The sequence below is a fragment of the Micromonospora aridisoli genome (assembly GCF_056150025.1).
In genome coordinates this window covers 168,336-182,293 of record NZ_JAXCFK010000012.1, presented here as the reverse complement: position 1 = coordinate 182,293, position 13,958 = coordinate 168,336, and the positions used below count along the sequence as shown (strand labels likewise).

General features: G+C 69.0%; 17 protein-coding genes. 7 read left to right on the top strand and 10 right to left on the bottom strand.

What is annotated here, in order from left to right:
* Positions 1-114: 114 nt before the first annotated feature.
* Positions 115-741 carry an NAD(P)-dependent oxidoreductase gene (locus SM447_RS23960; protein ID WP_474575102.1) on the top strand — a complete coding sequence of 209 codons (627 nt, stop codon included), beginning with the start codon at positions 115-117 and terminating at the stop codon, positions 739-741.
* A 3-nt stretch (positions 742-744) separates the two neighbouring features.
* On the opposite strand, the gene SM447_RS23955 is transcribed toward SM447_RS23960, so the two are convergent.
* The 5 genes from SM447_RS23955 to SM447_RS23935 all read right to left on the bottom strand — a co-directional run bounded on the left by SM447_RS23955 (position 745) and on the right by SM447_RS23935 (position 5,352).
* On the bottom strand, positions 745-2,010 hold the full coding sequence (locus tag SM447_RS23955; protein WP_474575101.1) for a serpin family protein: 1,266 nt from the start codon (positions 2,008-2,010) through the stop codon (positions 745-747).
* Between the two features lie 231 nt (positions 2,011-2,241).
* Positions 2,242-2,712 (bottom strand): NUDIX hydrolase, encoded by a 471-nt coding sequence (locus SM447_RS23950; RefSeq protein WP_474575100.1) that lies wholly within the window; start codon positions 2,710-2,712, stop codon positions 2,242-2,244.
* 61 nt (positions 2,713-2,773) lie between these two features.
* Positions 2,774-3,574, bottom strand: coding sequence for a protein phosphatase 2C domain-containing protein (locus tag SM447_RS23945; RefSeq protein WP_474575099.1), 801 nt, complete (start codon positions 3,572-3,574; stop codon positions 2,774-2,776).
* A gap of 13 nt (positions 3,575-3,587) precedes the next feature.
* Positions 3,588-4,493, bottom strand: a complete 906-nt coding sequence (locus tag SM447_RS23940) for a hypothetical protein (protein WP_474575098.1) — start codon at positions 4,491-4,493, stop codon at positions 3,588-3,590.
* Positions 4,494-4,599: 106 nt separating this feature from the next.
* A complete protein-coding gene (locus tag SM447_RS23935) occupies positions 4,600-5,352 on the bottom strand; it encodes a TauD/TfdA family dioxygenase (protein WP_474575097.1) in 753 nt (250 codons plus the stop codon).
* A gap of 430 nt (positions 5,353-5,782) precedes the next feature.
* Here SM447_RS23935 and SM447_RS23930 point away from each other — a divergent pair, with 430 nt between their 5' ends.
* Positions 5,783-7,945 carry a HelD family protein gene (locus tag SM447_RS23930; RefSeq protein ID WP_474575096.1) on the top strand — a complete coding sequence of 721 codons (2,163 nt, stop codon included), beginning with the start codon at positions 5,783-5,785 and terminating at the stop codon, positions 7,943-7,945.
* Positions 7,946-7,963: 18 nt separating this feature from the next.
* Here the strand turns inward: SM447_RS23930 and SM447_RS23925 are convergent, their stop codons facing one another.
* On the bottom strand, positions 7,964-8,374 hold the full coding sequence (locus SM447_RS23925) for a hypothetical protein (protein ID WP_474575095.1): 411 nt from the start codon (positions 8,372-8,374) through the stop codon (positions 7,964-7,966).
* 34 nt (positions 8,375-8,408) lie between these two features.
* Entirely contained in the window at positions 8,409-9,311 is a 903-nt protein-coding gene (locus tag SM447_RS23920; protein ID WP_474575094.1) for a ParA family protein, read from the bottom strand.
* Between the two features lie 153 nt (positions 9,312-9,464).
* Between SM447_RS23920 and SM447_RS23915 the strand changes: the two genes are divergently transcribed.
* The 5 genes from SM447_RS23915 (at position 9,465) to SM447_RS23895 (ending at position 12,607) form a co-directional block, all read left to right on the top strand.
* Entirely contained in the window at positions 9,465-9,860 is a 396-nt protein-coding gene (locus SM447_RS23915) for a hypothetical protein (RefSeq protein ID WP_474575093.1), read from the top strand.
* A 374-nt stretch (positions 9,861-10,234) separates the two neighbouring features.
* Positions 10,235-10,963, top strand: a complete 729-nt coding sequence (locus SM447_RS23910; protein WP_474575092.1) for a G5 domain-containing protein — start codon at positions 10,235-10,237, stop codon at positions 10,961-10,963.
* A gap of 324 nt (positions 10,964-11,287) precedes the next feature.
* Complete coding sequence (locus SM447_RS23905) at positions 11,288-11,548, top strand: hypothetical protein (RefSeq protein WP_474575091.1); 261 nt, start codon at positions 11,288-11,290, stop codon at positions 11,546-11,548.
* Positions 11,545-12,198: a hypothetical protein gene (locus SM447_RS23900; protein ID WP_474575090.1), complete on the top strand. Its 654-nt coding sequence runs from the start codon at positions 11,545-11,547 to the stop codon at positions 12,196-12,198. The genes SM447_RS23905 and SM447_RS23900 overlap by 4 nt, the downstream gene beginning before the upstream one ends.
* Positions 12,185-12,607, top strand: a complete 423-nt coding sequence (locus SM447_RS23895) for a hypothetical protein (protein WP_474575089.1) — start codon at positions 12,185-12,187, stop codon at positions 12,605-12,607. The genes SM447_RS23900 and SM447_RS23895 overlap by 14 nt, the downstream gene beginning before the upstream one ends.
* A gap of 16 nt (positions 12,608-12,623) precedes the next feature.
* Here SM447_RS23895 and SM447_RS23890 read toward each other — a convergent pair whose 3' ends face one another.
* From SM447_RS23890 to SM447_RS23880, 3 genes are all read right to left on the bottom strand, one after another.
* Positions 12,624-13,091, bottom strand: a complete 468-nt coding sequence (locus tag SM447_RS23890) for a hypothetical protein (RefSeq protein ID WP_474575088.1) — start codon at positions 13,089-13,091, stop codon at positions 12,624-12,626.
* Positions 13,067-13,477, bottom strand: coding sequence for a hypothetical protein (locus tag SM447_RS23885; RefSeq protein ID WP_474575087.1), 411 nt, complete (start codon positions 13,475-13,477; stop codon positions 13,067-13,069). The genes SM447_RS23890 and SM447_RS23885 overlap by 25 nt, the downstream gene beginning before the upstream one ends.
* A 98-nt stretch (positions 13,478-13,575) precedes the next feature.
* Positions 13,576-13,830, bottom strand: coding sequence for a DivIVA domain-containing protein (locus tag SM447_RS23880; protein WP_474575086.1), 255 nt, complete (start codon positions 13,828-13,830; stop codon positions 13,576-13,578).
* Positions 13,831-13,958 lie beyond the last annotated feature (128 nt).

Below are 13,958 nucleotides of genomic sequence, written 5' to 3'. Positions count from 1 at the left end.
TCACCCCGATCCAACTGGTCGGCTTCGCTCTCTCCCTCGCCGCGATCGTGGCGGGCCAGGTCAGCCCGACCCGCACCAAGCCCCCACCATGCTCACCAAGGAAAGGATCAACCAATGAAGATCATTGTCGTCGGTGCCACCGGCATGGTCGGCTCGCGCGTCGTCCTCGAAGCCCTGGATCGGGGACACGACGTCACCGCCGTGTCCCGAAGCCCACAACCGGCCGACCTGCCCGCCGAGGCGATCGCCGCCAGCGGCGACGCGACGAACGTCGACCAGATGAAGAGCCTGTTCACCGACGCCGACGCGATCGTGGGCGCCACCCGCCCCGCGCCCGGCGCGGAGAGCACCGCCGCCACGACCACCCGGGCCCTGCTCGACGCCGCCGCCGCGACCGGAATCCGCATCCTGCTGGTCGGCGGCTCCGCGCCGCTGCGGAGTCCGTCCGGTGGGCTGGTGCTCGACGACCCCCGGTACGTGCCACCCGCCGTACGCGACATCGCCGCCGCGAGCGCGGCCCAGTTGGAGGTCTGCCGGACCCATCCCGCCGACTGGGTCTACCTGAGCCCGCCCGCTCTCCTCGAACCCGGGGCACGCACCGGCGGATATCGACGAGGTGGCACCGCGCTCATGATGGCCCCGGACGGCTCGTCCCGGATCTCGGCGGAAGACCTCGCCGTCGCCGTCATCGACGAGTTGGAGGAGCCCGGCGGCGAACGCCACTTCGCCGTCGGCTACTGACCATCAGGCCGGGCCGGTGACCAGCGGGTCGTGGACCCGGCCGAGGAACAGCGGCACCCCGGTCACCTGGTCGTGGATGATGAACAGGAACGGTCGGTTCACGAAGAACTGCGGCCCCTGCGGGATCGACGGCGGCCGGACGATGACCGCCGACGCGGCGGCCGCCTCGACACCCTTCTCGTCCACCCCGATGAACGTCTCGTGCACCACGTTGTCGATGCACAGGGCCGGATCGGTCGTGCTCATGGCGGTGAAGTCGGCCTGCGCCGTGAACGCCGTGGGCATGCCGAGGCCACTCAGCACCGGACCCAGTTCGGCCGGCAGGCGGAACGTCCACCGGGGCATACGCAGTTGGATGTCTCTGAAACGGAACCCGGTCAGCAACGCGCCCAGCCAGGTGGCGTCGAGGTTCGCCTCCACCGCGGCGAGGTCGTCCCGGGTCGGCAGGACGACGGCCATGGCCAGCCCGCCGCCCGCGAGCGGCACGTCGACCGCACGCCACCCGTCGCCCTCCAGGTAGCCCATCCGGTCGAAGGGACCGCGCATCATCGGCACGGAGACGACGCTGCCGTCGTCCCGGGTGAACGGTTCCTCCGCCGTGGCGGCCAGGGTGAACGGGTAGTACCAGGCCGCCTTCAGGTAGATCGTGTTGGTCAGGATCAAACTGGTGGCGGGGCTCACGGTGCCGGACGTCAGCAGCTCCGGAATCTTCGCATTGGTCCGGTCGGACACCCAGGTGTTGATCTCCTGCCGGGCCGCCTCCGTCGCGCCCCGGAAGTCCACCGGGTGCGGCGCGGCACCATAGTAGGCGGCCACGGTGTCCCGGAACCCGGGCCGCAGGCCCAGGTCGAGCCGGGTCCACAGGGCGTTGGCCGTGTTCAGCCGGGGCTGCCTGACCCCGTCGCCGTCCTGATAGCGGCCGGCGAGCAGCTGGTCCACGGTGTTCAACCCACTGTGGAGGGCGTCGGGTCGCGGGTACGGCGCGTGGAGCACGGCGTCCATCTCGTCGGCCGTGGTGGAGCCGGCACCCGCCCGGGTCATCGCGAGCGCCAGCCCGACCGAGTACGGCGCGCACACCACGTTGCCGCCCTGGCTCGACGCGATCTCGTGGTAGAGGTCGACGGTGAAGCCGCGTACCGCGGTCGCGGCGGCCTGCACCGTGGCCGGATCGGGGGGTACGCGCTCCGGGCCGGTAGAGGTGGACGACCCGTTGAGCCGGGCATGACCTGGGGTGGCGGTGGCGGTGAGGGCGGCGGCGGCGAGCGGCACCGCTCCCAATATAGATCGACGAGAGACCATGTCTTCACGTTAGGGCAATTCGCTGGAGACACGCCAGATAAGAGCTCGGTTTCATTGAGCTATGAAGCTAGGACTAACAACCACCCGAACACCCGGCGCCTGTTCTCCAGCGATGCGCAGCTGCACGACTGGTTTCGCCGTAGGCGACCGGGAGCACCTCAGGGTTCACGCCACGAACCTCGCCCCAGTTGCGCCAGACCTTTACATCGGATCTGCCTGTGGCGGATCACCTGCGGGCCGCAGCCGCTTCTGCCACCGAGCAATGGTCCGCTTGTACGCCTCGGGCATGGGCAGGGCCGGCACCTCGTCGTACCCGAACACGCCAAGCTCCCTGTGCTCGGCCGAGTACGCGAGATTCTCCCCGCCCAGGTAGCTCGTGCCGTAGCTGACGATGAAGACATGCCGCACCGGGGTGATTTCGTAAACCCAGGTGTCGATGATGTCGACGTCGACGATCTTCAGGCCAAGTTCCTCGGCGACCTCCCGGCACACGCCTTCCTCGGGTGTCTCGCCGACTTCGAGTTTGCCGCCCGGCAGCTCCCACTCGTCACGCTCGTTCCTGAGCAGAGGGACCCGGCCGTGGTAGTCGACCACCAGCTTCACCGAGATCGGCAACTGATACTCGAAGTAGCCTGGGTTGCGCTCGACGAGGTACGGGGGATGTTCGATCATGCGGGTCCTCATGGTTGTGGAAGTCGGTCGGCCGACGAACTCTCGATGAGCAGAGCGTGGCTCAGTTCGAGGTGAGCAGCACAGCGGCCACGTCGTCGGCGCGTTTGAATCGGCCCGTCCCGCGTTCGGGTCCGGTCTCGGCCTCCCGGATAAGCTTCTCCAGGAAGGGCAGCCCGCGCTCGGTGGCATCCTGAATCACGGGTTGCCAGTCCTGATAGATCCCGTAGTCGGTGACCAGCCGCGCAAAGCCGTCAGTGCACAGCAGGACGGCGTCGGTCGCCGCCCAGGTCCCGGCCACACCGTGCGGACGCAATCGGCGTCGAGGATGGCCGGAGAAGATGGATTCATCGCCGCCGGAGGTCATCGTGTAGATCCGCCGATCGTGCATGGCCGCGGCGACCCGGTCGGGATCCGTCTCACCGGCCGCGACCGCCGCCGCCTCCCGGCGGTCGAAATAGCCGGTGGCCAGCACGACCACCTCAGGACCCGCGATCACAGCCGTCGCATCTCCGATCCGGCTGATGTCGTAGCCGGTTCCCTGGTCCACGCAGAGTGCGATCGAGCAGGCAGGAGGCACTCGTTCGGCCGGAAACTCCAAGACTGTCTGCCGCCGAGCGACGTCGTCGGCAACTGCTTCGAGCAACGCGGCGGCCTCACCCCGATATCCGTCAGTGCCCGCTTCGCGCAGGCACTTGTCGATGGTGTCCACAAGCCACTGGACATCGCTTTCGGCGGGTAGTGCCGCCTCCGGATAGAGGTCCGTGGCACCGTCAATGACCCAGGCGAGACTCCCCTCATGGCCGACGCGGTCTTCGTTCATCCGGGCGCCGCCCGCCGTGGAGATCGCTGTTCGCACCCGCACGCTCGCCCCACCCTCATGACATCCACGAAGCAGGTACGAAGATCCCAGCTCCGATCAGCGCACAGCCCAACACGACTGCCACTGCGACCCGGCGTACCCGGCTGTTGTTGACAAGAGAGAACGTACCGAACACCACACCGACCGCGCCGGAGGCCACGAGCATCAGCCGGATGCCGTCAATGCCTCCCGTCTGACTCGCGATGTTGGCCGCCGTGGCGATGAACGCGACGACGGCCGCCAACAGGCCAAGTAGTTGAAGTTGTTGTGCCTTGAACTCGGCCAACTCGGTGCGGAAGCGTTCGTGAGCCCGATTCCACCGCGCCCGTTCCTGCATCAGGTCGATTCGGACGCGAGTGGCCTGGTACTGGGTCAGCCGACGCAGATAGTCGCGGGCGGTTCGCGGCTCAAACTCGATCGCCTGGGCCACCGCGGAGCGGGCCGCTTCGAACTCCCCACGAAGCGCCAGTACGCGACCCTTCGTCTCGAAGTAGTGAGCGACACTGCCCTGCGACAGGGTGATGGCCCGGTCGACGTGGCGTTCGACCTCGTCGAGGTCGCGGGTCCGCTGTGGTGTGTCCAGGCGTTCCAGATACTCGACCCAGAACGCCGCCAGCTGATGCACCACCGCAGGCACGTCCGGCATGGCACCGACCGCGTGGCGGGAGTATTCGACTGCGCTCCGGAGGGAGGCGAGGTCACCTCGGGTACGCGCGGTGATGGCTCGGAAGGTGTGGAAGTACGGCTCGCCTCCGAACTCCGCCTCGTGCTGGCGTACGACCACAGCGTACTCAGCGTGGCGTTCCTCGCGCCGCAGGCGAAGCAGCAGTGCGTACAGTGCCGCGAAGCGTGTCCGCGCCCGCCCGCCCTGGTCGTCGAGGATCGCCCGCAACGCCGGCTCCGGATCTGGGTTCGCCTCCAACACTTCACGGATGACCAGCGGGAACCGAGGGTCGGTGGGGTGCGCCTTCGCCAGAGCCGCAGCGAGTTGAACTCGCGCAACGCTCGGCCTGGATGGCGATCTGGTTCTAGGAATCCGCAAGTCGGAACCCCCGATTCAGCCATGCGTATGGATGATTGTTTCTGACCCTGGCGAGCAGACGTACGAGAAGCCGGTCACCGCTGAACTCTGTACGCCCGTGCAATATCCGATGGTTGTGGATCAGATACCCGTCTCCGGCCCTCAGGTGAAGGGTGCCGGCCGTCGCACGGATCAGGTGACGAAGTGCTGCCACCCCGTCCGGTGCCCCGCCAAGGCAGCGCGGGCGGGCGACGCCGTCGTCGCGGTAACGGAGCTTGGCCAGCCCTGATCGTGTCTCCACCACAGGGACATCGTCTCCACCATCAGCGGTGACCAGTCGCAACCCAGCCAGCACTGGCCCCGGAAGGTCTCGACGGAGCGAATCCAGAAGGCGTGCCCCATCTACCAGGACGGCCTCTCCACCAGCCGGAGCAGGAGACAGCATCATCGCGGCGACCAGGCTGGGTGGATGGGCCTCAAGACTTCGATCCGTGTGCGGAACCAGCACGTGGTGGGAAAAGCCCGCCATGTTTTCCGGCTCGTCGGACATGTTGCGGGGGACGATTATCGTCAGCCCTTCGCCTGATTGATGCGGATGGTCAACCGGTTCCGTCCAGGCGTCGAGCAGCTGCCGGACTTCACCGACGCTCCCCTGCCTGATCAGCACGATGCCGTCACGGGCGAGAACGGCAGGGACCTGGTCGGCGGCGATCTCGGCCGCACCACTCTTATCCAGCAGTCGCATGGCCAGCCGCAACACTCGATTGGCATCGTGAGCAATTGACTATATTCGAAGGATGTGGCCCGGCCATACTGTCGGAAACCTGACAGCACTTGGTGATCTATTGAACCCCACGAGCTGCAATATCCAGACCGCGAATGTCACTCAATCTGTTCCATCCCGACCGACGCTCGCAACCTCATCCACTGGCGCCATGGTGGCTGGGCTAACCACAGTAATTGGCTTTGCGGGTGCGCTGGTCGGCGGCGGCGTCACGTACGGCGTTGCACGCTTCGACATCCGCAGACCGCAATCAGACCCGCAAACACTCGAAGCAGCGAACGTGCTGATACCGAGCAGACTGCAGGGTCAAGTGCTGCTCACTCGACCCGTCGACCGGTCGGATCCAGCCGGTACGGTGAGCCGACCGGTCCGTCCGCCGGACCGGTCCGGGGTGAGGGAGGGCTGCGTGGCGTCCAGGGAAGCCGACATCGCCGCCGAGCAGGAATACTTCGACACGGCGGCGAAGCACCGCAATGTGCGCCGCGACAACCTGCGGCGGCTGCCGTCCGCCGCCGCCCACGCCGGCGCCGCGGCCCACCTGCGCCGGCACGCCGACGCCGTCGCGCGAGCGCTGGGCGCCGCGGACGAGGCGGTGGCGTTCGGCCGGATCGACACCGAGACGGGCGAGGTCCGGTACGTCGGGCGGCACCTGATCCGGGACGCCGACGGCGAGGTGCTGGTGGTCAACTGGCACGCTCCGGCGGCCGCCGGCTGGTTCGAGACCACCCCCGACAACCCCGCCGGGGTACGCCGTAAGCGGGCCTTCACCTGCACCGGCAACACCATTGACGACGTTACCGACACCATCCTGGCGGACATCGCCGAGGCGGTGGACGCGCATCTGCTGACCGAGCTGGCCCGCGGTCGTACCGGCACCATGCGGGACATCGTGGCCACCATCCAGGCGGCCCAGTTCGCGCTGATCCGTGCCCCGCGCGACCAGGTACTGGTGATCGAGGGCGGCCCCGGCACCGGCAAGAGCGCGGTGGCGTTGCATCGAGTGTCCTGGTTGCTGTTCCAGCACCGCGCCGACATGTCGGCATCGGACGTGCTGGTGGTCGGGCCGCACCCGACCTTCGTGCGCTACATCGGCGAGGTGCTGCCCGCCCTCGGCGACGAGGGGGTCGAGCTGCGTGACGTCGGCCGGCTCGCCCCAGACGTGCCGCGCGGACGCACCGAGCCCGACGCGGTGGCCCGGATCAAGGGCGAGGCGCGGATGGCCGGGCTGCTGGCCCGCGCGCTGGACGCCCGGATCGGCGACCCCGACCCGGCCGAGCGGCTGTTGGTCGGCGGTCGCTTCGTCACGCTTCCGGGCGGCGAGGTCGGCGAGGCACTCGCGGTGGCGCGGGCCGCGACCCTGCCGTACGCGGATCGGCACCGGCTGTTGCGCGACCGGCTCACCGCCCTGGTGGCCGCCCGCACCGGCGTCGACCCGGGCGGCGCCGACGCGGTCGGCAACCTCGCCGAACGGCTCTGGCCACGGCAGACCCCGACCGGTCTGCTGCGCGATCTGCTCGGCTCCACCGCCCGGCTGCGGGCCGCCGCCGGGGACGAGTTCACCCCGGATGAGGTACGGACGCTGCACCGGCGCGGCGCGGACCGGTTGTCCCAGGAGACCTGGTCACCGGCGGACCTGCCGCTGCTGGACGAGCTGGCGTACCTGATCGACGGGCCGAGCCGGCGGTACGCGCACGTGGTGGTCGACGAGGCGCAAGACCTGTCCCCGATGCAGTTGCGCGCGGTGGCCCGGCGCAGCGCCACCGGGTCGCTGACGGTGGTCGGCGACCTCGCCCAGTCCACCGGCAGGTGGGCGCGTGACTCCTGGGACGAGGTACTCGCCCACCTGCCGAGCGCCCAGCCGGTCCGGATCACCCCGCTGCGGTACGGCTACCGGGTACCCCGGCAGGTGTATGCAACGGCGGCGCCGCTGCTCACGGTGTCCGCGCCGGGGGTGGCGCCGGTGGAGGTGGTCCGGGACGGCCCGGCGGACACCGGCGTACACCGGGTGGGCCTGGCGGAACTGGCCGGCCGGGCGGTCGCGGTGGCCCGGGAGCACGCCGAGGCCGGTCGCTTCGTCGGCATCGTCTGCCCGCCCCGGCAGCGACGCCCGGTCGAGGCGGCGCTGGCCGCCAACGGGATGGCCTGGAGCAGCGCCGACCGGGGGGAGCTGGGCGGCGCGGTCAACCTGATCAGCCCGCAGGAGGCCAAGGGCCTGGAGTTCGACGCGGTGGTGGTGGTCGAGCCGGTGGAGATCGTGGCCAGCGACGAGCGCGGTCACCGACTGCTCTACGTGGCGTTGACCCGCACCACCGGGTACCTCGACATCGTCTGCACCAGCGACCCGGTACCGCTGGACGCGCCGGCCCGGCCCAGGCCGTCGGCGGGCGGTGAGCCGGACCCGGCGTTCACCCCGCGGGAGGCACACCGGCTGGCCGCGCACCTGGCCGGTCAGCTACGCAGCGCCGCGCCACCGGCGTTCTGGGCGGACGTGCTCGCCGAGGTGCGGACCCTGCTGGCGGATGGTGCGGGTCCCGCATCCGACGCCGCCCAGCCCAGTCCTCGGTCGTAGGGTCCAGCCACCCGGCCGTCAGCTCCGGGCGGCCGGTGGCCGACTGATCGCCGCCGAGTCGAGCCGCCGGCCCACCGTCCACTCCAGGATGTCGTGTTCGATGTCGGCCTTCCGGGCCTTGCTGGGCACCGTGATGCCCAGCTCCCGGGCCAGCGCCCGCAGCTTCGCCACGGTGAGCTTCAGGTCGGCGAGGTAGCGCGCGCCGGCCACCCGGTCGCCGATGGCGGCGAGGTCGGTCCGAACCCGGTCGGTGGCCACCCCGGCCGACGCCGGCGCGGCGGTCGACCGGGCGGCGGGCCGGGCCTTGTCCACCACGGCGAGCTTCGCGCTGCCGTCGGCCAGCGCGGCGAGCTGGTCGGCGGGCAGCGCGCGGACGAACTCCGCAACCCGCAGCAGGACGGCGTGGGCCAGGTCGGCGGGTTCGGTCACCGGGGACTCTCCTCTTTCACAGGCAGGTACGGTTTCACAGCCGGGTACGGGCCAGGAACTCACTGGCCAGCTGCTGCAGCTCGTGCTGCACGGTCGCGTTGGCGTTCGGGACCAGCACTGCGGGCAGCCGCCGCTCACCGGCCGTACCGAACAACGTCTTGTTCTCCCGGATGGTCTGCCGGAACACCGGGACCTCCAGGCTGTCGGTGTGCTTCATGTAGTTGCGGGATGCGTTGATCGGCCCACCCCCGGCGTACTGGATCATAGTGAACACCACGCCCAGGTACTGCGGGTCGATGGTCGGTCCGGGGGCGGCGACCCGGTTGAAGTCGCGGACCAGCTCGGAGACCTTGCTGCGCAGGTAGTCGATACCCAGCGTGGACAGGTAGTCCGGCCGGGCCGGGGTCAGGATATGTTCGCTGGCCACGATGCCCGTACGGGTGACCATGGTGAAGTTCGGCGCGCAGTCGATCAGGATGTCGTCGTACCCGGCGAACTCCTCGGCGCCGAGCGCGTCGGCCAGCGCCCGGTGCAGCGGCAGGAAGTGCGGGCTGCCATGCTGGAAGCGTGACCCGCCGAGCGCCGCGGCCATGTCCAGGTCCACGTCGACCAGGCCCAGGTGGGAGGCGACAAGGTCGAGACGACCGCCGTCAGGCAGCAGCGCGTTGGCTGGTTCCGGGGTGACCACGTACGGATGCAGCGGGCCGGTGGGCTCGTCGGCCAGCACCGACCCGAACCACTGCAGGATCGTCTTCTCGTACGCCAGATCCTGTTCCCAGGTCGTCGCCGGATAGAACGAGAAGGTGAGGCTGGCCTGCGGGTCGAGGTCGATGAGTAGGACCCGGCGGCCCCGCGCGGCCAGCTCGGCGCCGAGGTTCGCGGTGATGGTGGTCTTGCCGACGCCGCCCTTGTAGTTGATCACGGACGTGATGCTCATGCCGCTCCCCACATCGCACCATCGTCGCAGCAACAGGCCACGCTCCGGGAGGAGGCTCTTCGGCGGCACACCGGCGTCCGATACCTCGAAGAACCCCGCCATCTGATACCGCTCACCTGAGCACGAATGCCACCTCGCGCACCTGGAGGAACGATGTCGACCATTGAAGCGATCACGATCTGCAGCAGCTCCAAGTTCTACGACACCGCCCGACGTGCGGAGGCAGCATTCCGCGCCCTGGGCCTGACCGTCTACACCCCGCGCTACGACTTCAACGAACAGCTGGTGACAGTCGGCGAGTCCGACAAGGCCCGGCTCACCCACGAGTTCCTCGCGAAGATCGCGAAGTCGGACGCCATCTTCGTCGTGGCCAGCGGCGGATACGCGGGCGTCAGCGTGTGCATCGAGGTCGGCTACGCCGTGGGGCAGGGCAAGATCGCCCTGTTCTCCGAGCAGCCGACGGAGTTCGCCCTCCGGGCGCTGGTCGACGCGGTTGTTCCCGTCGAGGACATCGGCTTGGTGGCAACAAACGTTCAAGGAGCCCGATGACGAGGACTGGCAGGCGTATGCCGTAGGCCGGTGGGACGAGTCGCTGCGGATTATCGACGCGAGCGGTGAGGCCACTGGAGCGTCCGCGCCTGGACTGAGCGATGACCGACCGGAACGCGGACGCAAAAACAACCGGACGCACCACCACCTACGCGCTCTGACGCTGCCACGCCGGTCGACCTCGGACCGATGCCCCCTCCCCCGTCCGGTTCACGTCTGCGGCGTCCGACGGGAATTCGCCGACGGCCGTCCACCGGCCGATATAGACCGAGGAATGGAAATCGACGATCGTACGGTCGCTTCATCGAAGAATCGATTGACAACTTGCCCGACCGGCTGGTGAGGAATCCGGCTCTGCTGAGCAGACTCGGGGTGTGACCAACCAGTCTCCGCAAAACCCGGGCCGGCAGCAGCCCTCGCCGCCAACTCCTTACCCGCATGTGCCGGTGCGACCTTCGAAACGGACGAACCCGCTGCTAATCGTTCTGGTCGGTGCCGTCGCCCTCGTGCTCCTGTGCTGCGGAGTGGCAACCATCTCGACGATCGTCGCGCCGTCGTCCGAATCTCCCGGGCAGAAGGGTCTCGCCGCTGAGGCGGTGCCGTCCGCCCAGGCCGAAGACACCTCATCCCCCGCTGCGGCCGCACCGGCAGCGCCCACGCAGCAGGCAACCCCAACGCAGTCCGCGACGCCGGTAGCGAAGACGCGCATCATCACGAAAACGGAGAAGGTCGCATACAAGACGAGGACGGTCAACGACTCGTCCCTGGCCAAGGGCACCAAGAAGGTGCGTACCCGCGGCGTCCCGGGTGTCCGGACCCTCACGTACCAGGTCACCGTGATCGACGGCATCCAGACGGAGAAGAAGCTGATCAAGTCTGAGATCACGACGCAGCCGGTTACGCAGGTCGTCCGGGTCGGCACCAAGGAGGCTCCGCGGTGCGATCCGAACTACGCAGGTGCCTGCGTACCCATCGCGAGTGATGTCGACTGCGCCGGCGGAAACGGCAACGGACCCGCCTACGTTGAGGGGCCCGTACGAGTGACCGGCTCCGACATATACGACCTTGACCGGGACGGGGACGGCATCGGCTGCGACCGCTGATGTCGTCGCCGCAGGAGTGGCCGGGCTATCGGTGCTGGTTGAGTCCAGTTAGGTCGAACCCGTCACGAGTTCCAGGACGAGGGTTTCGACGCGACGAGGTGTCGCAGCGAAGGCAGCTGTAACCGACGTTGGGCAGGCCCCGCCGGCCCACCTCGAACCGGATCAGGGTGCGGGCACAGCGCCCGCAGTCGTCACCGAGTTGTCCGCTGCCCGGAGCGATGCCGGGCCGTCGCCGCTGCGCCCGCAGCGGGACCACGAGGCTCACTCACATCAGATAGTGTCCGCTCGAACACCTACCGGTGAAGTCGGCGGGGAGGCTCGACGATGAGTGTCGGCGAGGTCAAGGCTCTGCTTCGCGCCGCCATCGAGGCGGCACGCCACGGAGGACGGGTCTTCGACGAGGCAAGCGGGCACGCCGGAGCTGCCACGGCACGCGCCCGGGCAATGCTTGCCGGAAGTAAGAACAAGGATGTGACAGGCGCTCTGGGAGCGCTTGCCGAGGCGTCAACCGAGGTTCGGCAGACCGGCCGCCGTTTCACCGCCACCGCCGAACACGCCGAGAACTACCTGCACCGGCTCGGATGACGGGCAGCATCGGGGAGTTGGTCGCCGAACTCCTCACCGTTCGCCGAAGCTTGACCGAGGCAGCTGTCACCTCGCTGCGCGCCCAGGCCGACGCCATGCAGGTCCTCACGCACCTGACCGAGGTACGCCAGGGCAGCAGCGACGCCAAACTCGGACTCGCCGTCACCGAGGCCGAGGTGGCACGCGACAAGGCTGGCCGGTACGCGCGACTTCTCATGGTCGCCGCGAATCACATCGGCGCATACGTCAATACGATTGCACCCGGTGCTGTCCCGGCGGGCCCGGACATGGTGACTTCCCCCTCCGGGGAACGGATGGTGGTTGAAGCGGAGAGGCGGAGACGCCGGGCTGATGCGTTCTGGAGCAAGCAGACACAGAAGGCAGACGACACTCAGGACAGTCTCACGAACGTTGAAAACAAGGTTCGGGAAATAGCGAGCCTTTTCAAAGAGAAGTACGGTGGGCAAGGGGCTGCAACCAGCACCACGACTGGTCATCAGCCGGCCCCTTCCCCGGAACGGCCGCAGGTCGACACGCCGGTGACCGCGGCCATCATGGCGGCCGGGGCACTGGCGGTGGCGACCAAGGCGATCGCTGAGGAACTCACGAGACGACGGACGAGAAGGCGTGACACCGATGGTCAGACCTGAGCTGCCCGCATACATTCGCACGCTGGTACGCGGCGAGCACGCTGCAAACGATGCGATCGAGGCCAGGCTCCAGGCGGAGGGCTGGGACGGTTTTCCACGGTTCCTCGCGATGGTCTTCTTCCTCGCCGTCGACCGACGCTTCGGCGAGCACGCCGAGTGGGCCGAAGTTATCAAGTTCGTGGCCGATCTCAGAACCGACCTGCACGGCGGCGCCGAGATCAACGCCGAGGCCGCCGAAGGTCTGATCATGTCCGTCCTGGACCCGTCCGTGGATTACACCGCCTCGCAGGAGATGATCGGCGCCATCCAGGCCGCTACCGCGTTGAAGATTCTCACCGAGGCAAACCTCTCGGACCCGGAACTGGACGACCTCCTCGCGGAGGCGGTGAGCCTCGCCAGCCGCCCGTAGCGGTCAACCCAACCCGCTAACGAGCACCTGCCCAGTCACGGCTTCCATCGGTCCCCCTGACCTGTACCCGGCGCGAGACCGCCGGCGGGGTCAATGCGGCGACTTTGACCAGCACCGGCCACCAGGCGACGTCCTGGTCGTCGGGGCCGAGTTCGACGCCTTCGAGCCACACCCACTGCCCGTCGTACCACTGGCTGAGGTCCAGCCGGACCCGGACGACCCGCAACCGCAACGGACCGTCCCCGTACCGATATTCGGATTCGGCGAGCCGCACCACGTCGCCGGGGCCGACGGACACGCGCGGGACGACCGGCACGGGGTACTCCCCCGCAGGCGGCACCTCGACCCGGCCGGGCGGGCACGGCGGCGGCGCGGGTGGCAGGCCGGCGGCCCGCGCGGACTGCCGCGCCCGCAACGCCAGCCGGTTGCGGATCTGCGCGGGCGACAGGTCGAAGGCGTTCACCGCCAGTACGCCCGCAGACAACGCGCAATGACCGAGTCGGCCCACGACGCCCGCGGGCAGGTGCCGTCACCCCGACAGTCCGGACACTTCCTGGTACGCGCATCCTCGCCCGGCCGCCGCCAATGCACGTCGACCAGCCGGTTCGCCCGATCAAGCTGAGCAGCGACAACGAGAAGATCGTCGCCCACGTCCGGCGGCACCGGCGCAACCGGCCCGACGGCGGGCGTCACCTCCCCGGCCGCAGACGCGAACCTCCCCCGGTTGCGCTCACCGGGCCGACCCCGCCGGTAGCGGCCCCCGCCCGCATTCCCCGCCGCCCCCGGCCGCTGCTCGGGCCGCTCGTAGACGACCGCGTCGTCGCACCGCGAGGTCACCCGCAACTCCGGTACGACATGCTCCAACGTCACCCGCCGAAACCGGCCCGGCACATCCCCATCCGGCACCACCTGCCCAGTCAGGTCCAACGCGACCTCCCCACGCCGCAAGAACCACTTCCACCGCCTGCTCACCGGTCGCAACCCCGGGCTCTGGCTCGCGCGGACTGCCAGTCACGCAGCGCGGCCTTGAGGCGGGCGGTCTCCCGATGACTGTCGGCGAGCGCCTGCTGGACGGCGGCCAACTCACCGGCGACCCGATCGAGGAACGCGTACACCTCGTCGGGGGACAGGCCGCGACGTCCGAGCCAGACGCGGCGAAACCGATGCCCGCGCACCTGCCAGGGCAACAGACCGGAGTACGCGGCGGAGCGGTAGGTCGTCATGTCGCTGCCTTTCCACGCTGGACGGGAGGGTGCGATCGGAACGCGGCGGCCGTCCGGGGGGAATCGGCCGGCCGCCGCGCTGTGACCATCCTGGAACGCTCCGCAGTGGATACGCAACGTTCCACGGC

Excerpts from the sequence above, each read along its gene's own strand:
- SM447_RS23905 (WP_474575091.1), top strand. The coding sequence starts at position 11,288 with ATGAGTGTCGGCGAGGTCAAGGCTCTGCTTCGCGCCGCCATCGAGGCG.
- SM447_RS23900 (WP_474575090.1), top strand. The coding sequence starts at position 11,545 with ATGACGGGCAGCATCGGGGAGTTGGTCGCCGAACTCCTCACCGTTCGC.
- SM447_RS23915 (WP_474575093.1), top strand. The coding sequence starts at position 9,465 with ATGTCGACCATTGAAGCGATCACGATCTGCAGCAGCTCCAAGTTCTAC.
- SM447_RS23960 (WP_474575102.1), top strand. The coding sequence starts at position 115 with ATGAAGATCATTGTCGTCGGTGCCACCGGCATGGTCGGCTCGCGCGTC.
- SM447_RS23880 (WP_474575086.1), bottom strand. The coding sequence starts at position 13,830 with ATGACGACCTACCGCTCCGCCGCGTACTCCGGTCTGTTGCCCTGGCAG.
- SM447_RS23950 (WP_474575100.1), bottom strand. The coding sequence starts at position 2,712 with ATGATCGAACATCCCCCGTACCTCGTCGAGCGCAACCCAGGCTACTTC.
- SM447_RS23920 (WP_474575094.1), bottom strand. The coding sequence starts at position 9,311 with ATGAGCATCACGTCCGTGATCAACTACAAGGGCGGCGTCGGCAAGACC.
- SM447_RS23895 (WP_474575089.1), top strand. The coding sequence starts at position 12,185 with ATGGTCAGACCTGAGCTGCCCGCATACATTCGCACGCTGGTACGCGGC.